This window comes from Comamonas trifloxystrobinivorans, assembly GCF_043359985.1.
GTDB lineage: Bacteria > Pseudomonadota > Gammaproteobacteria > Burkholderiales > Burkholderiaceae_C > Comamonas > Comamonas trifloxystrobinivorans.
In genome coordinates this window covers 103410-127052 of record NZ_JBHZGV010000005.1, presented here as the reverse complement: position 1 = coordinate 127052, position 23643 = coordinate 103410, and the positions used below count along the sequence as shown (strand labels likewise).

Here is a 23643-nt window from a genome sequence, read left to right as displayed (position 1 = left end):
GCTTGGTTCAGGCCGGTTTAGCGTTTGCAGGCTGGCGCTTGCGCAGCAGATAGCGCTGAAAACCGTCCATCACCACCACGCCTTTCTGGTTCTTCACTTCGGTGCTCAAGCTCAGCACGCCGGTGGTGTTGCCGGGTTTGAGCTCGGACACGGTCAGCGTGCAATACAAGGTATCGCCCACAAACACCGGGTACAGAAAGCGGCTGCCTTGTTCCAGAAAGCCTTTGAGCGATTCTTCCACCATGTGCGGAAAAAGCCCGGCACCGGCAGCCGTCTGTATCACCACCTGGTAGCCGTGGGCCAGCATATGCGGCATGCCGTGGGCGCGGCAATATTCCACGTCGTAATGCACCGGGTGGTTGTCGCCGCTGGCCAACTGGAAGGCGGCAAACAGCGCGTCGGTCATGGTGCGCGAGGGCAGCAGAAACTTCTCGCCCAGTTGGAAATCTTCAAAATAGCGCTGCTCGCACATTTGGTGTTGGATCATGGGGTCTCCTGTTGCTGAGCCTGTGTGGCGATGCTTCATTCTTTCAGCTTGTGCTGCCTGGATCGTGGCCTTGAGCGACAGGCTTTGGGCAAACATCCTGATGCAAGCATGCAACAAGCTGCGCGCCCAAAGTAGCCAATGGCGGCAGCTGCCACTACACTCGTTTTTCCTTTTTTCAACCTTCACCTGCTGAGGTGCACCATGTCTCGCCGCACTCGTTTTTGCTGAACGACTTCGTCACACGCTCTTAGAGCGTGTGCGCTGCGGTGCGTGGTGGTGGGTTGTCCGAGGCCTCTGCTCTCGGAAATACGGCTGGCGGGCTTGGCTCCTCGCCTGTCCATCTTCTCTCTCTACCCGGTTCCTGCCTTGTTCTGATGTGCGCGGTTATGGCGCGCAGAGCATGGCCTGTCTTTGCTCCATTGCGGCGCTGGTCGTTGTCGTCGGCTTTCCTGCCTGGGGTGGTTCGCCGCCCGGGCTTTTGCCATTGCTCGAAAGCACACCATGACTTCGCAACATCTATTCAATCTGGAGATTCTCAAATACCCACGCACGCCGCATCTGCGCGGCTCGCGTTTACAAGCCGGTGATTCGGCGGACGACGTGCCTTATGCGGCCTTGGCCGGCCGGCATATCGTGGTCGAGGAAAAGCTCGACGGCGCCAATGCCGCGCTGAGCTTTGCCAGCGACGGCAGCTTGCTGCTGCAATCGCGCGGCCACTATCTGCAAGCCGATCAGATGGGCGGGCGCGAGCGTCAGTTCAACGCCTACAAGCAGTGGGCGCGAGCGCATGAAGCGGCGCTGATGCAACTGCTCGACGACCGCTACATCGTGTTTGGCGAGTGGCTGTATGCCAAGCATTCGCTGTATTACGACGCGCTGCCGCATTGGTTTTGCGAGTTCGACGTGTGGGACCGCTCGGCGCAGCAGTTTCTCGATACGCCGTGCCGCCATGCCTTGCTGGCTGGCGTGCCTGTGGTGTCGGTGCCTGTGCTCTACAGCGGCGTGGCGCCGCAGCGCTTGCAGGATTTGCTGGCGCTGTTGGCGCCTTCGCTGGCGCGCACTGCGCAGTGGCGCACGGTGTTGGAGCAGCAAGCGGCCAAGCAGCAACTGCACGCGCCTTTAGTGTGGCAGCAAACCGATGCTTCGGAGCTGGCCGAAGGCCTGTACATCAAGGTCGAGGAAGCGGGGCAAACCGTGGCGCGCTACAAGTTTGTGCGCTCCGACTTTGTGCAGACGATTCTCGACTCGGGCTCGCACCACAGCGAGCGGCCCATCATCGCCAACGGCTTGCGCCGAGGTGTCGATATTTTTGCGGAGCGCATTCACAAAGGCTGGTAAGCCTGGATGCCCGCATGGCCACTGCCGCTGGGCGGTGGCGAGAAAGGAGTTTTATATGTGGAGCTGGAAAGAGATGGCGGCCCTGGTGCCGCAAGGCGCCAGCGCCGAGGTGGATTGGGCCGCTTGCCTGGATGCTTTTCCGCAATTGGAACTGGCCAAGACCACGCCGCAAGACCCGGTCTACCACGCCGAAGGTGATGTCTGGACGCATACGCAGATGGTGCTGCGCGAGCTGTTGGCCGATGCCGATTACGCGCAGCTGAGCCGCAGCGAGCGCGAGACGGTTTTTCTGGCCGCACTGCTGCACGATGTGGCCAAATGCTCGACCACGCAAGTGGATGCGCAAGGCCGTATTTCGCAGCCCGGCCATTCGCGCCGTGGTGCGCTCGATGCGCGTTTGGCGTTGTGGCAAGCGGGTGCGCCCGTGGCCCAGCGCGAAGCCATTTGCCGCTTGATCGCCGTGCACCAGGTGCCGTTTTTCGCGTTTGCGGATTCGCGCCGAGGCGTCTCACCCGAGTTCATCGTGCGTGAGCTGTCTTGGCAGGTGGATCTGCAATTGCTGGTGCTGTTGGCGCGGGCCGATATTCGCGGCCGCATCTGCCCGGATGTGGATGGCGTGCTGCTCAATATCGAGCTGTTTCGCGAGCTGGCGCTGGAAGAGAATTGTCTGCGTACACCGCGCCAATTTGCCTCGGCAGAAACGGCCGTGCGCTATTTTCGCGGTGCGGAGTTGCACCCGGATTACGCCTTGCACGAGCAAGCGGGATCATCGGTCATCGTGATGTGCGGCTTACCTGCATCGGGCAAAAACACCTGGGTGGCGCACCACCATGGCGATTTGCCGGTGGTGTCGTTTGACGATGCGCGTGCCGAGCTGGGCTTGCGCCACGGCGAGAACGAAGGTGCTGCCGCGCACCGCGCCGTCGACAAGGCCAAAGTTTTGCTGCGCGCCAAGGCACCGTTCGTTTGGAACGCCACGCATTTGTCACGCCAGATGCGCGGCAAGACGCTCGATCTGTGTTTGGCCTATGGCGCGCAGGTAGAGCTGGTGCATATCGAGGCCAGCCGCGCAACCTTGCTGTCGCGCAACAGCAACCGCGACACCACGCTGAGCAATGCAGCGCTGCTGGGCATGTTGCATAAATGGGAGGTGCCGTTGCCGACCGAGGCACATGGTCTGCGGTTATTGGTCAATGATTGAAGTTGAGGCAGCTTTTCAACTGGCGTTGTGCTGCTTTGCTTGCAGCAGCTGGCCGGGTCTCGCCCCGGCGGGCGACTTACTTTCTTATCGCACGATAAGAAAGTAAGCAAAGAAGCGTGCCCACATCCAGCGTCCCCGAAAGCTTCGCGTAGCGAATCTTTCGGGGCAACCTGCGCTCACAGCAAATACCGGCGTGCGCCAAAACTCACTCCGCGCCAAGGCGCTGCGTTCAAACAGCTGGCGCAAGTCAGTTCACGAAGTTTGGCTGTCCTGCGGCAGCCAAACCGCCGGCATTTGCTGCGATCGCAGGCGCTGGCTGAAAGGGAGGTGGGCAGCCAACAGCCGAACAGCCTGCGAGAGCTGCGTCACTAAACTCCCGCAATAAACTCCCGTTTACTCAGAGCTTGCAATTCGGCGCTGAGTAATTTTTCAAAATCAACGAAACACCGGCCGGAGAAAACTGCGCTCATAGCTCACAATGCAGCGCGTTTCTTCTGCATAGCGGAAAGCGGCCTGGCAATCTGCATCGCTGGCCGAGGCCGTGCGGTAGGCCTCGTAGGCTGCCAGGCTGGCGAAGCTGAACATCGCGTAGGCGATGTTGTTGGCGCCTTCCGAGGGCAGAAAGTAGCCGTGGTGTTGGCCGCCGAATTTCTCGACCAGGGGAATCCAAAGCTTGCCGTAGTGCTCGAATTCCGCGAGCTTGTACGGGTCGATAACGTAGCGCAGGTAGCAGGTGATCATGGCAATGTTTGAAGTTTTAGAGCGTGTTTACGATCTCCTCGCGCCGCGACAGCGGTTTTGCGAAGTAGCTGCTTGTTGGTGAGGTTTGCCTTTGCAGCGGCCAAGATCCCATCTTGCTGCCGTGCTCGAGCATCGCAAAACCACTGTCCACAAGGGTTGCACTGAAATCGGCCGATTTCGCAGCGCTGGGCATTGAATGCACATGGGTGCATTCTGCAACCCATCACAGCGAACTCGGACGCGATTGCAGCACAACGCGACTGCGTTGAGATCGTAAACACGCTCTTAAAAAGCGGCCATCATAGTCTGCATACCAGGGCTGATTTCTGGCGGCTGTCACTGCGGCGCAGAAGCGCTGCAGTGTGCTGCTCACCGCATGGCCCGGCGCAAGGCAGCGCTGCTCCAGTCCACTGCCATGCTCAGCAGCAGCATGGCGATGATGACCGTGCTGGCCTGCGCGTAGTGAAAGAGCGAGAGCTCGAAGTACAGCAGCTGGCCCAGGCCACCGGCGCCGACGAAGCCCAGGATGGCGGCCATGCGGATATTCATTTCCCAGCGGTACAAGGTGTAGGCGAGCAGCTGCGGCGCGGCACCGGCGAAGGTGCCATAGCAAAAGGCCAACAAGCGGTTGCTGCCGGCCAGGCGCAGGGCGCGGGCAGGCGCGGCGGGCGCGTTTTGCAAGGCTTCGGCGTACAGGCGGCCCAGCACGCCGGCCGTGTGCAAAGCCAGTGCCAGAGCGCCGGCAAACGGGCCCAGGCCCACGGCCAAGGCGGTGATGGTGGCCCAGACCAGCTCGGGCACCGAGCGCAGCACATTGAGCAGCAGGTTCCATGGTGCACGCCAGCGCGGCAGAGCCAGCAGCAGGCCGGCGGCAGCGGCCAGCAAGGTGCCGACGATGGAGATGGCCAGCGTTTCCCACACGCCGCGCAGTACTTTCAGCAGCCAGGGCTGGCTCAGATCGGGTGGGAAAAAACCGCGCACAAAATCGCCCATGCTTTGCGCCGCTTGTGGTGTGAACAGCGCGGCCCAATCCATGTCCAGCAAGCGCAGGCTGGCCCACAAGCCAGCACCCAAGGCCAGCACAAAGGCCGCAGTGCGCCAGCCAAAGGGCAGGGCGCGCTCGGCCAGTGCGCTGTCGAGCGCGCGGCGCAGCCACCAGGACAGCAGATCGGCAGCGGTCACCAGCAGCATGAAGGCCAGCAGAACGCTGGCGGCCTCGCCGCCATTGAGCATTTTCATGGCCTGGTCCATCAGCTGGCCCAGGCCGCCAGCGCCGACAAAGCCCATCACCACCGAGGCGCGGATAGCGCATTCCCAGCGGTAGATGGTGTACGAGGTGAGCTCCTTGGCCGCTTGCGGCAGCAGGCCGTAGAGCAGCGCCTGTACGCGCCCGGCGCCGCTGGCACGCAGTGCGCGGGCGGGCGCCGGGTCGGTGGATTCCAGAATCTCGGCGTACACCTTGGCGAGCATGCCGCCGTAGGTGAGCGCCAGCGCCAGCACGCCAGCGGCCGGGCCCAAACCGAACACTCGCACAAACACCAGCGCCCAGACCAGCTCGGGCACGCCGCGCAAGATGGTGAGCACGCCGCGTGCAATGGGGTTGAGCGTGACGCGCTCGCGGGCTGCGCCGGTAGACAGGTAGGCCATGGGCACGGCAATGACAAAAGCCAGCGCCATGCCTGCCGTGGCGATGGCCAGCGTTTGCAAGCTGGCCTCGGCCAGGTAGCCTAAAAACTCGCTGCCGGTTTCTGGCGGCAGAAACTGGCGCAGAAAATTGCCGATGACCTGGAGGTTGTCTGCATCAAAAAACGGCCGGAGCGTGAAGCCCGAGGTTTGCAGCAAAGGCCAGAGCAGCACCAGCGCCAGCAGCAGCCAAGTAAGCCGCCCGCGTGCAGCCGGGTCGCGCCTGTGCAAGGCAACGGCGGCAGAGGCTTCAGCGCTTACCGGCATGCGATCACCGCTGGCAGGTTTGCGCCGAGCGCTGCAGCGGCTGGTGGCACGGCATTGTGCAAAGTGGGCAGCGCCGCGGTGCTGCCATCGGCATTGGCGTAGAGCGCTTGCAGTTGCGCATCGCTCACCTGGGCGGCAGGCAGATCGAAAGCTACGCGGCCATCACGAATGCCGACAATGCGCGCAAAGCAGCCCAAGGCCAGATCAACCGCATGCAAGCTGGCTACCAGCGTGGCTTGGCGGGCAGCGGCCTCTTGCACCAAGAGCTGCACGGTGGCCAGCGACAGGCTGGGGTCGAGCGCGGAGACGGGTTCGTCCGCCAGTATCAGTTCGGCCTGTTGGTAGAGCACGCGGGCAATGCCTACGCGCTGCAATTGGCCGCCGGAGAGCTGGTCGCAGCGCGCAAACAATTTGTCTTGCAATTGCACGCGGGCCAAGGCTTCGGCAGCGCCGGGAATGTCTTGCGGATAGGCCAGCGAAGCCAGCGCTTTCCACAGCGGCCATTGGCCCAGTTTGCCGGCCAGTACGGCCGTGACCACGCGTTGGCGCAGCGGAATCGGCGCGGCCTGGTAGACGCTGCCAATGCGGCTGCGCAGCGCCTTGAGCTCGCGCGCCGAAGACTGCGCCGACGCGCTTTGCTCCAGCACTTGCAGGCGGCCGCTGCTGGGCAGGTAGCCGGTGCCGATGGTGCTGAGCAGCGAGGTTTTGCCCGCGCCGGACGGGCCGATGAGCGCAATGCTCTCGCCTTGCGCCGCAGACAGCGAAATGCCCGAGAGGGCGACAAAGCCGTTGTCTTGGGTCAGGCCCACATCGTCCAGCACGAAGCTCATGGGCGGTATCTCTGAGGGAAAACAGGGCTGCCGGCTCAGCACCGGCAGCAGACACGAACGCTGGGCTTTACTTCAGCAGGCCAGCCGATTTGGCAGCGGTTTCGGTGCCGTCGTAGTTGGACGATTGGGTGGGAATGAACTTGGAGGCGCGCTGCAAATCCATGATCGCCTTGTGCTCGGGCTTGGCCGGGTCGAGCGCCAGGAAGGCGTCGGTCAGCTTTTTGATGATGGCCGGGTCCAGATCACCGCGCACCGTCCAGTTGTAGTCAAAGTAGGGGGGCGTGGTGGCAAACACGCGCACTTTGCTGGTGTCGACTTTTTTCGATTCGACCAGCTTGTCCCAGACCGAGGTGTTGAGCACACCGGCTTCGGCCTTGCCGGCGGCCACAAAGGCCACGGTCGCGTCGTGCGCGCCAGAGTAGGCCACGGTCTTGAAATCCTTCTCGGGGTTCAGGCCGTCCTTGAGCAGAAAGTAGCGTGGCATCAGGCTGCCCGAGGTGGACGAGGGCGCGCCGAAGGCAAAGGTTTTGCCTTTCAGATCGGCCAGGGTTTTGATGTTGGGATCGGCCGTGATGAACTGGCTGGTGAAGACCGCATCTTCGGCGCGCTGCACGATGGGGATGGCCGTGCCATTGGTGCGGATCTTGGCCTGCACGTAGGTGAAGCCGCCGAGCCAGGCCAAGTCGAGCTTTTTGGTAGCGAGCGATTCCACCACGGCTGCGTAATCCGACACGGGTGTGAACACCACTTTCATGCCGGTGGCTTGCGACAGGTATTCGCCCAGGGGCTTGAACTTGCGCTGCAGCTCGGTAGGCGCTTCGTCGGGAATGGCCGAGACCTTGAGCACCGCAGGCGTATCCGCATGGGCGCTGGCCAGCAGCGTGGAAGAGGCAAAAGCAGCAACGGCCAAGCCGCGCAGCGCTGCGCGGCGTGCGAATGAAGTTGTCATGGTGGTTCCGTTCAAAAAGCCACCGCCGTCCGGATACACGGCGGTTTAGTTGGCCCTGCACGCACAAACTGAGCACGCAGGGCGATAAGACTGACCATAGGTGGTACACCGACCACTGAGGCGCAGATTGTAGAGGGCGGGGATTCCTGCGTTGGGAGATACGCCTTTTGCGTGGGAGCTGGCTGAAGGGCGAGTGAGTGGCCCGAACAGCCCACAGCCTGCGAGAGCGGCGCCGGCGGTCGGCTGCTCAGTGGCCTTGCGCTCGGCTGCTTGCCTACGCCGCCAACGGCGCAAACTGCGCCTGCAGAGCTTTGAGCGCGAGCCGCACGCGGGCGGGCAAGGCGTCGCGCTGTGGGGTGAGCGCCCAGATGTCGAGGCTGCCGCAGTCCCATTCGGGCAGCAGGCGCAGCAACTGGCCGTTGGCGACCGGCTCGGCCACGTCGAGCGAGAACAGTTTGGCCAGACCCAGGCCTTCGCTGCACAGTTGCTGCAAGCCTTGTTGCTGGTTGCAGATGATGCGCGGCGTGGTGTGCAGTTGCACGCTCTCGCCACTGGCCGCTTGCAAGTGCAGCTTGCTGGTAATGCTGACGCCGGTGTTGCGGGCTATCCAGGGCAGGGCCAGCAATTGCTGCGGGTGCTGGGGCTTGGCGTGGCTGGCCAGCAGGCTGGGGGCGGCGCAAATCCACCAGGGCAGGCGGGCCAAGGGGCGCGCGACCCAGCTCGAATCGGGCAGTGAGCCCAGGCGGATGGCCATGTCTACGCGCTCGGCCACCAGGTCGGTGTGCGCATCGTCCAGCAGCAACTGCAGGCGCAGTTGCGGGTAGGCGTGCAGCAGCGGTGCCAGTGCCCTGCCCAGCGGTGCGGCCAGGCCCAGCACGGCGGCGATGCGCAGCTCGCCCACGGGTTCTTCGCGCTCGGCTTCCAGCTCGGCGCGGGCCTGGCGGGCGGCCTGTAGCATCAGCGCGCATTGCGCATAAAAGCGCTGGCCGGCCTCGCTCAGGCTGAGTTTGCGCGTGGTGCGGTGCATCAGCGGCACGCCCGATTGCGCTTCGAGCTGGCGGATGTGTTGGCTCACCGCCGAGGCTGTCATGCCCAGCAGGCGGGCGGCGGCGCTCATCGAGCCTTGCTCGACCACGGCGGCAAACACGGCCATGCGGTTCAGGTCTTCCATCGGGTAATTGTGAAGCTGTGCTTCAAAGTGATTGTGGGATTGGCAGGATTATCAAATGAATCGGCGCGTTTTACAGTAGCACCCATCGCAAACACTTTGGGAAAAAGGAAACAACATGCAAGTCGCACTGATTGGCGCTACCGGTTTTGTCGGCGCTGCCGTATTGAATGAACTGCTGCAACGCGGCCACCAGGTGGTGGCTTTGGCCCGCCAGCCCGAAAAAATCGCTGCCCAGCCGCATCTGCGTGCGGTGCAGGCCGATGTGTTGGATGCCGCCGCCGTGCAAAAGGCTGTGGCTGGCAGCGACGCCGTGCTGAGCGCTTACAACGCCGGTTGGACCAACCCCAATATTTACGACGATTTCATGCGCGGTTCGCGGGCCATCGTGCAAGGCGTCAAGGCCGCTGGCATCTCGCGCTATCTGGTGGTGGGCGGCGCTGGCAGCCTGTATGTGAACGGCCAGCAACTGGTGGATTCGCCCGATTTCCCCGCCGCCATCAAACCCGGCGCCAGCGCTGCGCGTGACATGTTTACCGAGCTGCAAGGCGAGAGCTCACTGGACTGGACTTTGCTGAGCCCGCCCGTTGGCTTCCACGGCGGCTCGGCCGCCCAAGCCCAAGGCCGCACCGGCCAGTACCGCAGCGGCCAGAACGAGCCTTTGATGCAGGCTGACGGCAAGCCTGGCGATATCTCGGTGCAAGACCTGGCTGTGGCTTTGGTCGATGCGCTGGAGAAGAAAGCGCACCTCAAGGCGCGCTTTACCGTGGCTTATTGATAGAGAACAGCCAGCGCCTTGGCTGGGCCGCTGGCAGCTTTTTTCCGAGCTAGCGCGCCAGAGTCTGAATCACCAGCGCATTCACCAAGTCGATAAAAAACCCGCACACCAGCGGCACGATGATGAAGGCGCGGTGCGCTGCACCGTGCTGGCGCGTGACGGCCGTCATATTGGCGATGGCGGTAGCGGTGGAGCCCAGCGCAATGCCGCCAAAGCCGGCTGAGATGACAGCGGCCTCATAGTCTTTGCCAGTAAAACGGAAGACCACCAAGATGCTGTAGCCCACGGCCAGCAGTATCTGCAACGCCAAGACCGTGCCCACAAACACCAGCGAGCCTTGCAGCACCCATAGCTGCAGGCCCATCAAGGCCATGGTGAGAAACAGGCCCAGGCACAGGTCTGAGATCAAGGCCAGACCGGCTTGCATGGTTTGCCAGTGTTGCTGGGCCCAGGGGTTGCCGTTGGGGCGCAGCAGCCACAGGCCGATGCTGTTGCGTAGCACGATCCCGGCCATCAGGCAGCCGACAAAACTGGGCAGGCGCAAGCCCAGCGCCTGGAACACGGGCGTGATGAAGTCGCCCAGAATCAGCGCCACGTTCAGCCACAGCCAGGCGCGCAGCACACCAAAATAATCGAGCGGTGCCTGGGTCAGCTTGGCGGAGACACCCACATCCAGCGGCTGTGCGTGGCTGTCGGTGATGTGGTGGCGGCGCAGCAAATAGCTGGCGATCGGGCCGCCCACCAGGCAGGCGGCAATCAAACCCACCATGTTGCTGGCCATGCCCAGCTCGGCCGCGTTGCCAATACCCAACTGGCTCACAAAGGTGGGCGCCCAGGCCAGGGTGGTGCCGACGCCGCCGGTCAGCGAGACTGAGCCGGTCATCAGCCCCGCCTGGTGCGGCTGGCCAAACAGGCTGGCCATGCCCATGCCAAGCAGGTTTTGCAGCACGATGAAGACCGAAGCCAGCACCAGCAGCAATACCATCGGTTTGCCGCCTTGGCGCAGGGTTTTGATGTCGGCGTTCAGACCGATGGCCGCAAAAAAGTACAGCAGCAAGGTGTTGAGCATGGGCAGCTCGAACACGATGCGCACACCTGCCCACCAATACACCAGGCCCACGACGGCGGCGCATAGAAAGCCGCCCACCACCGGCTCGGGAATGCTGTAGCGCTGCACAAACGCGAGGCGCTTGCCCAGGTTCAGGCCCACAAACATCAGCACGATGGCGATGGTGAAACTCTTGAGCGGAGGTATCAGCAGGGTTTCGGGCATGGTGGCAGTGCTTGTAGGTTGTGGCGGGCATCTTGCCCAGAGTGGCTCCGCAGCGCTGTCAGCAAGCAGGCCGCCAACCGGTCAGCTGCCAGCGCTGGCTGGCAACAGTGCAGAGATCAACCGGGCAACTGCGCCAGAAAGCGCACGACCTGCTCTATCACCAGCTCTGGCATCTCGCGGTGCGGCATATGGTGCGCGCCCGGGATGATGAGCGCCTGCGCTGGGCCGCTAACGCCGCTTGCGATGCGTTGCGGGTGCTCGGGCGTGCCGTATTCGTCCAGCTCGCCGTGCATGGCCAAAACCGGGCAGTGGATGCGTGGCAACGCTGCTTGTACCGACCAGTTGGCAAACTCGGGGCTGAGCCAGGTTTCGGTCCAGGCATCCACCACCCAGCGGGCCTTGTCGCCATGGTATTTGGCAAGCCGCGCCAGATGCTCGGGGTTCTGGAACTGCTCACGCGCCACGCGGATGCCGCTGCGCGTGTGCTCTTCGACAAAGGCCTGGCCGGCAATGGTGACCACGGCTTCGCATGCGACGGCAGCGCGTGCTGCAATCTCCAACGACATGCCGCTGCCCACGCTGTGGCCCAGCAGCACATAGCGCTCCAGCCCCAATTGCTCGCGCACGGCGGGGAAGGATTGTTCGGCCTCGGCGGCGACAAAATCCGTGCCCGGTGGCTCGCTCACTGCATCTGATTGGCCGTAGCCCAGCCGGTCGTAAGCGTAGACGGTGCGGCCGGTAGCCTGCGCCAGTAGCTCGGGCAGATCGCGCCACATGGCCACGCAGCCCAGCGAATCGTGCATCAGCACCAGCGGTGGCAGCGACCCTTGTGTGCTTGGCGTGGCTGGCGTCCACGATTGGGCGAACATGCGCCCTCGGGGCAAGCGGATCCAGTGGGATTGGGTGCGGCTCTCAGCAGTGGTCATGGTTGGGCGGTGTCGGTGACAAAGTATTCCAGAATCAGTGCGGCTTTGGCCGGGTCGGTCCAGCGGAAAGGCAGGCGTACCTCGGTGGTGGCGGGCACGCTGCGGTCGGTGGTGGAGGCGCGCCACCAGGAGTCTGGCGCCGGGTCGTCGCTGGTGATCAGCAAGACCATCTGGCGCTGTGCCCGCGCTTTTTGCATGCTTTGTGCCACGCAGCCATCGGCGCTGGCCAGCAGCATATCGCAGACCACGATGCGGGCTTGGGGAAACAGCAAACGCAGCACGCCAGCGGTGGTGTGGTGCTCGGCAATCACCACGCCTTGGCCCTGGAAACCGCCATGCTGCAAGGTGGCGCCGATTTGCTCCAACGGCCAGTTCAGCCGGTCGGCGTGGCCGGCGCGGGCCTTGTGCAGCGGAGCGTAGAGCGCGACAGACCACACCAGTAAAAACAGGAAGAGGCAAATCCGCAAATAGCGGCGTGCGCACGCGCTGTTGCTGCCCATGGCGGGCCAGCGTGCCAGCAGCCACAAAGGCACGACCAGCAGCAAAGGCTGGATCCAGCGGCCGTCGAGTTTGGAGGCGCCACCCAGCACCACCAAGGCCAGGCCCAGGGCCACCAGCAACACATAACGCTTGAGCAGCGGCAGCAACCACGCTGGCGTGCATGCAGCGTCATCACCACGCGGCGCACGCCAAAACTTGCCAAAACTGAGCGCCGCCACCGCCAACCAGGGCAACACGGCCAGCGCCAAAAAGCTGAGCAGAAAGCCGCTGCCCGTGGCCAGGCCGTGCCAGCGCGAAACTGTCTGTGCCGGTTGCAGCTTGTTCAGCGTGGCGCTGCTGGCTTGCTGCCAGTGCTCCAGCACCCACCAGGCGTGTGGTGCCACCAGCAGCACGCCGATCAGCGGCGCCAGCCACCAGCCTTTGGAGAGCAGGGCGCGGCGCGTGGCAGGCAGGCTGAGCGCAGCGCCCAGCAAGGCCAGCACCACCATCAGATAGCTGTATTTGGACAACATGCCCCAGGCGGCCGCCAGCCCTATCCAGACAAAGCCGATGGGCGTGGGCGCACGCAGCTGGCGCAGCACCAGCCACCAGGTAGCGCAGATGGCGCAAGTGAGCATGACGGTGTGCGTCTGGTCGCGCAGCAACTGCCAGCCGATGCCGGGCAGGCAGGCCATGCCGGCCGCTGCCAGCCAGGCCGTACGGGCTGGCAGCACCTGGCGGGCCGCCAGCAGCATGAAGACAAAGCTCAGCGCGATCAGCAGGTTTTTGAGCAGCACCACCGACAGCGTGCTCGGCCCCAGCACCAGGTTCAGCGCCCACTGCAGCCAGGTGTAGAGCGGCGGTTGCGGGCCATAGCCCAGCGCCAGCTCTTGCGACCAGACGAGTTGCTCGTTCTGGTCCCAGGACACGGCGGGCGACATCAGCATGCGCGTCACCACCACCAAAAGGGCGAGCGCGGCAATCCAAAGCCAAGGAGCCCGGCGCTCATCGGGCCGGGAGAACGGAAACACAGACATGCAAAAACCAGCAAACCAAAAACAAGAGGGCAGCACCGATCATATCGGTGATGCCCGACTTGCGTTTTAGCGCATGCTCAGCGGTACCTGCATCACCCGCGCATAGTGCTTGGGCACAAAGCGCAGCACCAGCAAAGCCACCAACACAGCCACGCCGGCCTGGTAGAGCCAGCTGGCCAGCCAACTGCCGCTGAGCTGGTGCAGTTGCGCCATCACCAGCGGTGCCAACGCGGCCAAGATAAAGCCGCCGCCTTGCATCAAAGCATTCAGCGCGCCTGCTTGTGTGGGTTGCGGCAAGTGGTCCAGCGCCACCAGCATATAGAGCGCAAAGCCGCCACCCAGGCCCAAGCCCAGCACAATGGCGTTGCTGATGGGCCAGGCATCAGGCCACAAAGCCAGGCCGGCAAAGCCCAGGGTTTGCAGCTGCAAGGCCAGCAGCAACCAGCGGCGCCGGTCCGGGTTGCGGCGCGCCAGCGCAGGCATGAGCAAGGCCGACGCCGCTTGCGCCACCGACAAAATGGCCAGCAGCGAACCGCTTTGCGTGGCCGACCAGCCATGGCCCTGGTAGAACGGCGCCAGCCAGGCCACAGTGGAGGCGTAGCCGCCGTTCATCAAACCGAAGCTGAGCAGCAAGAGCCAGCTGCGCGGGCGCCGCCAGAGCCAGGCGGTGCTCTCTGCGGCTGCTTTTGGCGTGGCGCTGGTGGCGGCCCGTGGCTGGCGCATGCGGCCCAAGGCCCACCAAGCCAGTGGCAGCGCCAGCAAAACAGGTAGCGCCCACACGGCCAAGGCCGCTTGCCAGTCCAAACCCCACTGCATGGACAGCGGTGCCAATTGGGCGCTGAGTGCGCCGCCGCCCATCAAAGCAGCGGAGTACAAACCCATCATTGGTGCTACCTGGTGGGGCGATTGGCGTTTGATCAGGCCAGGCAAAACGCTTTGCACCAGCGCCACGCCCGCGCCGCACAGGCCGGCCGTGGCAATCAGCAGGCCGGCCAGCGCGTTGCCGGCAGGCAGCAAACGCAAGGCACAGCCCAGTGCAATCAGCAAGAGCGAGGCACACACGGCCGTGCGTGCGCCCAGGCGCCGCAATGCGGCCGGTGCCAGCCAGCCGCCAATGCCCATCAAGGCCATGGGCAGCAGCGTGAGCCACGAGAACATGCGCAAATCCATGCCAGTCGCTTGCTGGATGGCATGGCCCAGAGGCCCAGGCGCGGTCAGAAAGGGACGCAGATTGATGGTGATGAGCACCACGGTCAGCAGCCACAGCGCGGCCGGAATGGCGGCGAGGCCTGCTGCAGGCAATGGTGCGGCTGGCGCTGGAGCAGCGCCGGAAGTGGAGGCGGAAGTCACGCGGAAAACCTGTCAGCTGTTTTGGGGCCAGGGCGCATCGCCATACAACTGCGCGGCGCTGATGCCCACGTCCAGCCGGGTGATGGGCAGCGGCGGCGGTTGCAGGCGCAAGCCCAGGCGCTGGTAAGTGCCTTCGCTGGACAGACCGTAGGGCGCCGCGTCAGCATTGGCAAAAGCAAAAAATACCTGCTTGGCGTTGCCAGCCACGATGGCGGCCAGGCACATGGGGCAGGGGTGGCCGCTGGCATAAATCGTCAAACCTTGCAGCGTGGCTTGCTGGCGGCTGCGGCAGCAGGCGCGGATGGCTTCCATCTCCGCGTGGGCGCTCAGGTCTTGCGTGGCGTGGATGCTGTTTACGCCCTGGCTGATGATCTCGCCTTCGTCAGCCACGCAGGCGGCGAAGGGGCGGCCGCCTTGCTGGCGGTTGTGGTAGGCCTGCTGCAGCACCTGGCGCAGGATGTCCAGGTCGCGTTGGTTCGGATTGTCTGCCATGGTTTTAGGAGCGGTTGACGCATGCTGGGCATGCATTGCCTGCTGTTTTTGCTATAAATCAAGACCGCCATTGTCCGGCTGCTGCTATGGGCGCTGCCTGCCGCCGCCACAAAGGCTGACACCGGCGCTGCGGCTTGGGGCTCGACAGTGGCCGCCCGCTCGCGGCAAGATAGCGCCCATGCGCCCCACCCGCTCTTCTACTCTCGCTCCTGCCGCTGGCTGGAACCCCGGTCGCACCGGCCACGCCTTGTTCTGCACCCGCTTGGGTGTTTGCGGCCTGGCCTGGGGCGTGCATGGCGTGGTGGCCGTCATGCTGCCCGACCCCAGCCCTGACATCACCCGCGACCGCGTGCTGGCCAGCGCCAACAAGCGCCACCAGGGCGACTGGCGCCAGGCGCTATCGGCCAGCAACCTCAGCGCCGAAGCCTTGCAAGCCGTGGCTGGCGTGCAGTGGTTGCTGGCGGGGGCGCCCGCAGGCAACCTGGCCGAAGCGAGCTGGGCTTATACGCAGCCGCAGCTCACCGCCGCAGGCATGGTGTTGCCCGATCTGCGCGAACACCTGAACACCCAACGCTGGGCCGCCAATGGCTTGCCTTTGTTGGACGACCTGGTGCTCGACTGGCATGGCGTGCCCGATTTTGCCCAGCATGTGTACTTTTTGGCGCGCACCATTGCGCCCGGCCAGACGCGCAGCTACGGTGATTTGGCCGACGCCCTGGGCGGCAAAACTCTGGCCCGCGCCGTAGGCCAGGCCTTGGGTGCCAACCCGTTTGTACCCGTAGTGCCTTGCCACCGCATCCTGGCCAACCACGGCGCGTCGGGTGGCTTCTCAGCCAGCGGCGGCACGCGCACCAAGCTCAGCATGCTGGAGTTTGAGGGCGCCGTTTTGGGTGACGGCAGCAGCTTGCCTTTGTTTGGTTAGCGCGGATTGGCAAGGGCAGAGGCCTTGGCTTGTATTCTTGAAAAGCTGAAGATGCCTGCTAAAAAAATTGATAAAAATACAAAGATGGATCTGACAGTATTTTCACAGCCATCAACAAGCAAACCATGACCAGCATGGGGCGAATGATTCTTGCGCCATTGCTGATGGCTACTTTGGAGCCAATTTTGCTGCCGATATAGGAGGCAATGCCCATGGCGATGCCAACCCTCCAGTACACGAAACCCTGCGGCAAATAGATGCAAAGCGCACCAAAAATGGTGGCCAGATTCAGAATTTTGGTATGCGCTGTGGCCATGGTTACGCCATAGCCTAGCAGGCTGATGAGAGAAATAAGAAAAAATGAACCAGTGCCAACACCAAAAATTCCATCATAAAAACCAATTGCCACAGCGATGGTGAAGCAGTAAACCATCGGGGAAAGGCGTTGTTCAGCGCTTCGGTCTGTCATTTTTTTTGAAAACGCAAAATAAAGCGCCATGGCAATCAGCATCCAGGGCATGATGTTCTTTAAAGCATCAGGGGATATATTGCTGATGGCGAGAGCGCCTGCTATCGACCCTGCGCATGAAAAAATGACTGCAGGGTATATTTTTCGCCAATTAATAAGTCCTGCACGCGAAAAACTGATGGTGGAGGCGGCGGAACCAAATATTGCTTGGAGTTTGCTGGTGGCGATGGCAGAAACGGGTGGAAGACCCGCTAACAGAAGGGCGGGAACCGTGATTAATCCACCACCACCAGCTATGGCATCAAAAAAACCTGCTGCCAATTCCACTGCAGCCAGAATGAGTAGCGGTGCAATAGCTATGTCATCGGCGAAAGTATTCAATATTTCCATGGATTGATTTGAAATAGGATAATGCCAGCCGTCTTGGGTGGTTCATGGCTTGTTCGGCATGGTTGTTGAACTGCTTCTTCTGATTTTTAGTTCAAATTTATCTGCTGTGTTGAAGGCTGACTCAGGGAAAAAATCACACATTGCGGTCATTTTCTCATGAGGTCAATGCACTGATTCCCGCACCATGAGATTCTTGCTTGCTTTTCCAGCAGAGCATGATCCAGGCGAAAAGAAAAATAGGGGGTGGATTCAAGGATGCAAGTGCAAGCTGCTCCGGCAGTCAAATGGATGGAGGCTGGTCAGGAAGCTATTGATTCGTCATGTGTATATGCGAATCAACTGCCTCGATAATCGCGGTAATAGTCGTAGCTAGTCATTTTTGGGGGGGAAGCAGTGCTGTTTTCAGCCGGCGCCAAAAGCGCTCGTAGCTGTGCAAGCAGCGTGGGGCGCCAGCCTGTTGGTGCCGGTGGCGCCATCCCGTGCGGCGGGGCGCTCGCAACTCTGCAAAAACAAAAAAGCCGCAGCTTTTGGCGCTGCGGCTGGGTGTGGGGTTGGCGAAGATACGTGCTTTACACCACGCCACCTTCGTGCAGCTTGGCAATCTGCTCGGGGCTGCGGCCCATTTCGGCGAGGATCTCGTCGGTGTGCTGGCCCATGGCTGGGGGCGGGCGGCGCACCACCGGAGGCGTGCCGGTGAGGCGCAGTGGGCTGGCTACGGTGCTGATGGTGCCAACGCCGTCGCCGGCTTCGCGCGGTATTTTCACGTGCAGGCCACGGGCCACCACTTGCTCATCGGCAAAGGCTTCGGCCACGTTGTTGATCGGGCCGCAGGGAACGGCCTTGTCTTCGAGCAGCTTGATCCATTCGGCCGTGGTGCGTGTTTTCATCAGCGGGTAGAGCAGCTCGGCCAGCGCTTTGCGGTTGATGATGCGGTCGGAGTTTTTGATGAAGCGCGGGTCTTGCGCCCAGGCATCGTTGCCGGTGGCAGCGCAGAAGCGTGCAAACTGGCCGTCGTTGCCAATGGCCAGCAGCACGTTGCCGTCTTTGCTGGGAAAGTCTTGGTAGGGGCCGACGCTGGGGTGGATGTTGCCGGCGCGTTGCGGAATGGCATCCGCGTTCAGGTAGCCGACGGCCTGGTTGGCCAGCACGGCCATGCCCACGTCGAGCAGCGCCATGTCGATATGCTGGCCTTCGCCGGTGGTGTGGCGGGCATGCAGTGCGGCCAAAATGGCGCTGCACGAGAAGACGCCGGTGAACACATCGGTCACCGCCACACCCACTTTCAGCGGGCCGCCGCCGGGTTCGCCATCGGGGTGGCCGGTGATGCTCATCATGCCGCTCATGGCTTGCACCATCAGGTCGTAGCCGGCGCGGGGCGCGTAGGGGCCGGTTTGGCCAAAGCCGGTGACCGAGCAGTAGATCAGGCGCGGGTTGATCTTTTTCAGGCTTTCGTAGTCGAGGCCGTAGGCCTTGAGCCCGCCTACCTTGAAGTTCTCCACCAGAATGTCGGCGTCTTTGGCCAGCTCCACGATCAGGGCCTGGCCTTCGGGCGTGGCCATGTCGATGGTGATGCTGCGCTTGTTGCGGTTGCAGCAGGTGTAGTAGCTGGCCTGGTCGGTTTTTTCGCCGTCGTCGGTGTGCAGGTACGGAGGGCCCCAGTGGCGCGTGTCGTCGCCGGCAATCGGGCGCTCGACCTTGATCACGTCGGCCCCCAGATCGCCCAGCATCTGCGCACACCAGGGGCCGGCCAGCACGCGCGAGAGGTCGAGAACTTTGATGCCGTCGAGCGGCGCCATGGTTGCGGTCATGAGGTCTCCAATTTTGATAGCTGCTGGCGCCGGCAAACTCTGCGCCGCAGCATGAAACATTCAGCAAATCTTGTCGATGGTAAGGCGGGCTCGGCGGCCGCGCCATTCGCATCCGGCAAGGGGGTGGTTAAGCGATCACAAAACAATAAACCCACCTCGGCAGTCGCTGCGTGGAGGTGGGTTGGGTGGCTGCCGCGCAAGACCTTTTGCTGTCTTGCTGCGCAGGCGCTTAGTTGGCGAAAGCGGCGATGCCGGTGATGGCGCGGCCAAGGATCAGCGCGTGCACATCGTGCGTGCCTTCGTAGGTGTTCACCACTTCCAGGTTCACCAGGTGGCGGGCCACGCCGAACTCGTCGGAGATGCCGTTGCCGCCCATCATGTCGCGGGCCATGCGGGCGATGTCGAGCGACTTGCCGCAGTTGTTGCGCTTGATCAGCGACGTTACCTCGATCACGTTCTGGTGCTCGTCCTTCATGCGGCCTACGCGCAGCGCGGCTTGCAGGCCCAGCGTGATTTCGGTTTGCATGTCGGCCAGCTTTTTCTGGATCAGCTGGTTGGCGGCCAGAGGGCGGCCAAACTGCTTGCGGTCCATGGTGTACTGGCGGGCGGTGTGCCAGCAGAACTCGGCCGCACCGATGGCGCCCCAGGCGATGCCAAAGCGCGCGCTGTTCAGGCAGGTGAAGGGGCCTTTCAGGCCACGCACTTCGGGGAAGGCGTTTTCTTCGGGCACGAACACGTCGTCCATCACGATCTCACCGGTGATCGACGCCCGCAGGCCGACCTTGCCGTGGATGGCCGGAGCGGACAGGCCCTTCATGCCCTTTTCCAGCACGAAGCCGCGGATCTGGCCCACGGCGCCGCCTTCGGACACTTCCTTGGCCCAGACGACAAACACGTCGGCGATCGGCGAGTTGGTGATCCACATCTTGCTGCCCTTGAGCTTGTAGCCGCCGTCCACCTTGTAGGCGCGGGTGGCCATGGAGCCGGGATCGGAGCCGTGGTCGGGCTCGGTCAGGCCGAAGCAGCCGATGTACTCGCCCGATGCCAGCTTGGGCAGGTATTTTTGCTTTTGCGCTTCGGTACCGAATTCATTGATGGGCACCATCACCAGCGACGATTGCACCGAGGCCATCGAGCGGTAGCCCGAGTCGATGTACTCGATCTCGCGCGCCACCAGGCCGTAGCTCACATAGTTCAGGCCAGCGCCGCCGTATTGCGTGGGGATCGTGGGGCCCAGCAGGCCCAGCTCGCCCATCTCGCGGAAGATGCTGGTGTCCACCGATTCCTTGCGGAACATCTCTTGCACACGCGGTGCCAGCTTGTCGCGGCAGTAGGCGCGGGCCGCGTCGCGGATCATGCGCTCGTCTTCGGTCAGCTGCTCGTCCAGGTGCAGAGGATCGTCCCAGGTGAAATTGGCCATGTGTGTGCTCCTTGAATAGGTTTAGGTGGTGGGCCGGGGCGCTGCGCCGCCAGCCGAACATGGGGCAATAGTAGGCGCAGGCGGGCCGGCTGGCAAACGATTGTTTATCATCCAGATATTCTGAAAAATCATTTTTAACCGAGAGTCTGCATGCGGGTGTGCTGCAGTTTTTGATGCGGATTTCCATGCTCTCATTCGATGAAGCGTCAAAAATGGCTGTAAAAACCGTCGCCAACAGGCAAGCTGCAAAGGATGAGTTATGCGCCGAATGATTCCCTCGACCCAGTCGCTGGCCTGTTTCGAGTCGGCTGCGCGACACCAGAGCTATACCCGCGCCGCGCAAGAGCTGTCGCTGACGCAAAGCGCCGTCTCGCGCCAGATCATTGCGCTGGAAGAGCAGTTGGGCGTGCAGCTCTTCAAACGCTCACGCCACGGCATGGTGCTCACGCCCGCTGGCCACCAGTACAGCCAGCAGGTGGCGCAATGGTTGCAAGGCATTGAGCGCGGCACCTTGGACATCATGGCCCACCAGGGCGCGGGCGGCGCCATCAGCATTGCTGCCGTGCCCACTTTCGCCACGCGTTGGTTGTTGCCGCGTTTGCCGCAGTTCTTGCAGCAGCACCCGGGCGTGGTGGTGCATATCGACGTGCAGACCCGCCCCTTTGTGTTTGCCGAGCGTCAGGTCGACGCTGCCATTTACGCCGGCACGCCTGAGCAGGCGCGCCAGTGGCCGGGCACGCAAGCCACCTGGTTGATGGACGAGGTGATCGTGCCCGTCTGCAGCCCGCGCTTGCTGGAGCCGGCCACCGATCGCGGCCGGGGCCGCGCTTACCAGCCAGTTGCCCCGCAGGTGCTGGCAGGCTTGCCGCTTTTGCAGCAAAGCACCCGCCCGAGCGGCTGGCGGCAGTGGTTTGACGAAGTGGGCGTGGATGCGCCGCATGCGCTTGATGGCCCGCGTTATGAGCTTTTCTCTATGCTCGCTGTCGCCGCCGCACAAGGCATGGGCGTGGCGCTGATTCCGCCAATGCTGATCGAAGACGAGCTGGGTCGCGGCGAGCTGGTGATCGCCAGCAACCACCCACTCAAAGGCAGCCGTGCTTACTATTTGATGACGCCGCTGGCAGCAGATGGCGCGCCCTCACAGCCGGCGCTGGCGGCCTTCAGCCACTGGCTGGGTCAGGCTGCGCAGCGTTAGCGCTTGGGCCGACTGGCGAATCGCCGACAATGCCTGGCTTGAATATTCAGCAGCCAAGGAGAGTTTCCATGTCGTTTTGCCAAAGCCTGTGGCAAGCCAACCAAGCCCTGTACCAGCGCACGCTGGACCTGCCTTTCAACCGCGAGCTGGCAGCGGGCACACTCAGCCGCGAGCGCTTTCGCCACTACATGATTCAGGACGCGCACTACCTGGTGGGTTATGGCCGGGCGCTGGCCGTGGCTGCGGCCAAGGCCGACAACGCTGACGGCGTGGTGCAGTTCGCCAATGCCGCCAACGAGGCAGTGGTGGAAGAGCGCAAGCTGCACAGCGGCTTCATGCGCGATTTCGGCATCAGCGCCGAAGAGTTTGCCGCCACGCCGCTCACCCCGGCCTGCCACCACTACACCAGCTTTTTGCTGGCCAACAGTTGGTCCGAAAGCTACCCGGTAGCGCTGGCCGGCTTGCTGCCTTGCTTTTGGATCTATGCCGAAGTGGGGCGCGACATCCATGCGCGCTCGGTGCCCGGCAACCCGTACCAGGCTTGGGTGGACACCTATGCGGGCGAAGACTTTCACAGCATTGTGCGCGGCGTGATCGCCACCATCGACCGCTTGGCCGACAGCGCTGACAGCACCACCCGCCAGCGCATGGCCGAGGCTTACCGTTACTCGGCTGAGCTGGAATGGATGTTCTGGGACAGCGCCTACCAGCTTGGCAGCTGGCCTACGCGCTGATACCTGCTGCGCTGAAGCGGCGGCGCTTTGCCAACTGATGATGATATGTATCAGTGTTTCATTTTTGATAGTTCATAGCATGGGCGCAACCGGGTAGCGCGCGCTGTGTGTACTGCCAGAGGTGGAATGCGGAGAGATGCAGCTATGGCAGAGAAAAAGCGCTTCAGCGACCAGGTGGTCTGGGTGGTTGGGGCTTCCTCGGGTTTTGGTGCGGCGCTGGCCCACGGGTTTGATCAGGCAGGTGCTCGTCTGCTGCTGTCGGCACGCCGGGCCGAGCGCTTGGAATCGCAGGCCGCAGCTATGCGCCAAGCCGTCGCCGTGCCGCTGGATCTGGCACAAACCGGCAACTTGCGCGAAAAAGTCGCCGAGGCCCAGGCCGTGTTCGGCCGCATCGATTGCCTGGTGCTGGCCGGCGCACTGGCCCAGCAAGCGCCGGTCATGCAAGTCAAGCATCAGGTTGAGCGCCAATTGATGGAGGTGGATTATTTCAGCCAGACCTTGTTGGCGCGCAGCGTGCTGCCCCACATGCTGGAGCGCGGCAGCGGCCAGATCGTGGTGGTCTCGGGCTTGCTCGCGCAGCTGCACTTGCCCGGCCGCTCCAGCTATGCCGCTGCCAAAGCCGCGCTGGAAGCCTATTTTGGCTGCCTGCGCTCGGAGCTGGTGCTGGCGGGCGCTGAGGGGATTTCGGTAACCGTGCTGGTGCCCGGTGCCATGCAAACCGCTTTCGGCGCCAAGGCCTTGGGGCCCGACGGCCAGGCCGGTGGCGGCAATAACTCGGCGGCGGGCTGTCCCGTAGGCTTGGCCGCAGGCCAAAGCCTGCGTGCCATTGCAGAGCGCAAGGCGCACGCCTATATAGGCTTGGAAGACGCTTCTTACGAGCTGTGGCGCTTGGCCATGGCGCAGCCCCAGCAAGGGGTAGACCGCGTACTGCAGCTGGTGCGCGGTCAACGAGATGGTGTGGGAGGCGCTGCGGGTTGAGCCCCAGCAGAGCCAACCATTGCTTGCAAAGCTTGGCAAAGCGCAGGTAAAGCGCCAGCAAAGCCTGCGCCGCTCAGCCGCCATGCGGCTTTGTCTGACAGCAGCGCTCTTGGCGCAGGCATACGCTGAGGTCTTCCATCCACCGATGCGCGACTGCGCAGACCCCCACCCGGCCTACACCGCACGCATCGCAACCCAGGAGTTGCCATGTTGTCTTTGAACCCCGTCAAACCCGACACCGTCTACCACGCCCCGGTTTTTGAGCCCACAGTCGATGAGCTGGCCTTGCTCAAAAAACTGGAGCTGGGCCAACACATGTCCATCACCGATGCCTTGCTGGCCCATGTGTCCAAGCGCTTGTTCGAATGGGGCATGCTGGACCGCCGTGACGGCGAATTGGCGATTACCGCGCAAGGCATGGCACTGATCCGGCGCACGGAATAAAGCCGGGCCGCCCAGCCCCGGGCCGCTCGGAACAGGCAGGAAAACAGGCAGGCAGGTATCCTGCCTGTTTTTTCATCACGCTTGGCAAAGTTTATATAAATCAAACAGCTTCCAAGCTTATCTACAGCTGTGCACAGGCCCATCCACAAGATTGTGCCCGGCGGGTGGGGATAAGCGCTGCGCTGGCCTCAGCCGGGTGGAACAGGCCGTGTTTGGTGGGCAGTCTGCTATAAAAACAGGCAGATGGGGCTGCTTTCAGCCCGTCGAGTGGGGATAAGTTCGG

The 23643-nt window shown here is 62.9% G+C and carries 22 protein-coding genes; 8 read left to right on the top strand and 14 right to left on the bottom strand.

Annotation, left to right across the window (positions count from 1 at the left end; translation table 11 throughout):
* Window positions 1-7: 7 nt before the first annotated feature.
* Window positions 8-487, bottom strand: a complete 480-nt coding sequence (locus ACFIQF_RS06995) for a MaoC family dehydratase (protein ID WP_393941421.1) — start codon at window positions 485-487, stop codon at window positions 8-10.
* A gap of 501 nt (window positions 488-988) precedes the next feature.
* Between ACFIQF_RS06995 and ACFIQF_RS06990 the strand changes: the two genes are divergently transcribed.
* Together ACFIQF_RS06990 and ACFIQF_RS06985 are read left to right on the top strand one after the other, a co-directional pair.
* A complete protein-coding gene (locus tag ACFIQF_RS06990) occupies window positions 989-1825 on the top strand; it encodes an RNA ligase family protein (RefSeq protein ID WP_393941419.1) in 837 nt (278 codons plus the stop codon).
* A gap of 55 nt (window positions 1826-1880) precedes the next feature.
* On the top strand, window positions 1881-3026 hold the full coding sequence (locus ACFIQF_RS06985; RefSeq protein ID WP_393941417.1) for an AAA family ATPase: 1146 nt from the start codon (window positions 1881-1883) through the stop codon (window positions 3024-3026).
* Window positions 3027-3461: 435 nt separating this feature from the next.
* Here the strand turns inward: ACFIQF_RS06985 and ACFIQF_RS06980 are convergent, their stop codons facing one another.
* The 5 genes from ACFIQF_RS06980 to ACFIQF_RS06960 form a co-directional block, all read right to left on the bottom strand.
* The gene (locus ACFIQF_RS06980; RefSeq protein ID WP_393941415.1) at window positions 3462-3767 is read right to left on the bottom strand and encodes an NIPSNAP family protein; all 306 of its coding nucleotides are present in this window, start codon (window positions 3765-3767) and stop codon (window positions 3462-3464) included.
* Window positions 3768-4136: 369 nt separating this feature from the next.
* Window positions 4137-5717, bottom strand: coding sequence for a phosphonate ABC transporter, permease protein PhnE (gene phnE / locus ACFIQF_RS06975; RefSeq protein ID WP_393941413.1), 1581 nt, complete (start codon window positions 5715-5717; stop codon window positions 4137-4139).
* Window positions 5708-6547, bottom strand: coding sequence for a phosphonate ABC transporter ATP-binding protein (locus ACFIQF_RS06970; RefSeq protein WP_393941411.1), 840 nt, complete (start codon window positions 6545-6547; stop codon window positions 5708-5710). Before ACFIQF_RS06970 ends, phnE begins: the two co-directional genes overlap by 10 nt.
* A 67-nt stretch (window positions 6548-6614) precedes the next feature.
* Window positions 6615-7496, bottom strand: coding sequence for a putative selenate ABC transporter substrate-binding protein (locus ACFIQF_RS06965; protein ID WP_393941410.1), 882 nt, complete (start codon window positions 7494-7496; stop codon window positions 6615-6617).
* A gap of 274 nt (window positions 7497-7770) precedes the next feature.
* Complete coding sequence (locus ACFIQF_RS06960; protein WP_393941407.1) at window positions 7771-8667, bottom strand: LysR substrate-binding domain-containing protein; 897 nt, start codon at window positions 8665-8667, stop codon at window positions 7771-7773.
* 115 nt (window positions 8668-8782) lie between these two features.
* Here ACFIQF_RS06960 and ACFIQF_RS06955 point away from each other — a divergent pair, with 115 nt between their 5' ends.
* Window positions 8783-9442, top strand: a complete 660-nt coding sequence (locus ACFIQF_RS06955; protein ID WP_393941405.1) for an NAD(P)-dependent oxidoreductase — start codon at window positions 8783-8785, stop codon at window positions 9440-9442.
* A 49-nt stretch (window positions 9443-9491) separates the two neighbouring features.
* Here ACFIQF_RS06955 and gltS read toward each other — a convergent pair whose 3' ends face one another.
* The 5 genes from gltS to ACFIQF_RS06930 form a co-directional block, all read right to left on the bottom strand.
* Window positions 9492-10715 (bottom strand): sodium/glutamate symporter, encoded by a 1224-nt coding sequence (gltS, locus tag ACFIQF_RS06950; protein ID WP_393941403.1) that lies wholly within the window; start codon window positions 10713-10715, stop codon window positions 9492-9494.
* Window positions 10716-10831: 116 nt separating this feature from the next.
* On the bottom strand, window positions 10832-11641 hold the full coding sequence (locus ACFIQF_RS06945) for an alpha/beta fold hydrolase (protein ID WP_393941401.1): 810 nt from the start codon (window positions 11639-11641) through the stop codon (window positions 10832-10834).
* A complete protein-coding gene (locus ACFIQF_RS06940; protein ID WP_393941399.1) occupies window positions 11638-13158 on the bottom strand; it encodes an ArnT family glycosyltransferase in 1521 nt (506 codons plus the stop codon). The genes ACFIQF_RS06945 and ACFIQF_RS06940 overlap by 4 nt, the downstream gene beginning before the upstream one ends.
* 66 nt (window positions 13159-13224) lie before the next feature.
* Window positions 13225-14436: a cyanate transporter gene (locus ACFIQF_RS06935; protein ID WP_393941722.1), complete on the bottom strand. Its 1212-nt coding sequence runs from the start codon at window positions 14434-14436 to the stop codon at window positions 13225-13227.
* Between the two features lie 84 nt (window positions 14437-14520).
* On the bottom strand, window positions 14521-15000 hold the full coding sequence (locus ACFIQF_RS06930; protein ID WP_393941397.1) for a nucleoside deaminase: 480 nt from the start codon (window positions 14998-15000) through the stop codon (window positions 14521-14523).
* Between the two features lie 178 nt (window positions 15001-15178).
* Between ACFIQF_RS06930 and ACFIQF_RS06925 the strand changes: the two genes are divergently transcribed.
* The gene (locus ACFIQF_RS06925) at window positions 15179-15922 is read left to right on the top strand and encodes a methylated-DNA--[protein]-cysteine S-methyltransferase (RefSeq protein WP_393941395.1); all 744 of its coding nucleotides are present in this window, start codon (window positions 15179-15181) and stop codon (window positions 15920-15922) included.
* A 58-nt stretch (window positions 15923-15980) separates the two neighbouring features.
* On the opposite strand, the gene ACFIQF_RS06920 is transcribed toward ACFIQF_RS06925, so the two are convergent.
* The 3 genes from ACFIQF_RS06920 to ACFIQF_RS06910 all read right to left on the bottom strand — a co-directional run bounded on the left by ACFIQF_RS06920 (window position 15981) and on the right by ACFIQF_RS06910 (window position 20009).
* Window positions 15981-16781, bottom strand: coding sequence for a TSUP family transporter (locus ACFIQF_RS06920; RefSeq protein ID WP_393941392.1), 801 nt, complete (start codon window positions 16779-16781; stop codon window positions 15981-15983).
* A 569-nt stretch (window positions 16782-17350) separates the two neighbouring features.
* Window positions 17351-18589: a CaiB/BaiF CoA transferase family protein gene (locus tag ACFIQF_RS06915; RefSeq protein ID WP_393941390.1), complete on the bottom strand. Its 1239-nt coding sequence runs from the start codon at window positions 18587-18589 to the stop codon at window positions 17351-17353.
* A gap of 229 nt (window positions 18590-18818) precedes the next feature.
* Window positions 18819-20009 (bottom strand): acyl-CoA dehydrogenase, encoded by a 1191-nt coding sequence (locus tag ACFIQF_RS06910; protein ID WP_393941388.1) that lies wholly within the window; start codon window positions 20007-20009, stop codon window positions 18819-18821.
* Window positions 20010-20268: 259 nt separating this feature from the next.
* Here ACFIQF_RS06910 and ACFIQF_RS06905 point away from each other — a divergent pair, with 259 nt between their 5' ends.
* From ACFIQF_RS06905 to ACFIQF_RS06890, 4 genes are all read left to right on the top strand, one after another.
* The gene (locus ACFIQF_RS06905) at window positions 20269-21204 is read left to right on the top strand and encodes a LysR family transcriptional regulator (RefSeq protein ID WP_393941385.1); all 936 of its coding nucleotides are present in this window, start codon (window positions 20269-20271) and stop codon (window positions 21202-21204) included.
* A 68-nt stretch (window positions 21205-21272) separates the two neighbouring features.
* On the top strand, window positions 21273-21938 hold the full coding sequence (gene tenA, locus ACFIQF_RS06900; protein ID WP_393941383.1) for a thiaminase II: 666 nt from the start codon (window positions 21273-21275) through the stop codon (window positions 21936-21938).
* Window positions 21939-22082: 144 nt separating this feature from the next.
* Entirely contained in the window at window positions 22083-22916 is an 834-nt protein-coding gene (locus tag ACFIQF_RS06895) for an SDR family NAD(P)-dependent oxidoreductase (RefSeq protein ID WP_393941381.1), read from the top strand.
* A gap of 207 nt (window positions 22917-23123) precedes the next feature.
* Window positions 23124-23360, top strand: a complete 237-nt coding sequence (locus tag ACFIQF_RS06890) for a hypothetical protein (RefSeq protein ID WP_393941379.1) — start codon at window positions 23124-23126, stop codon at window positions 23358-23360.
* Window positions 23361-23643: the final 283 nt, after the last annotated feature.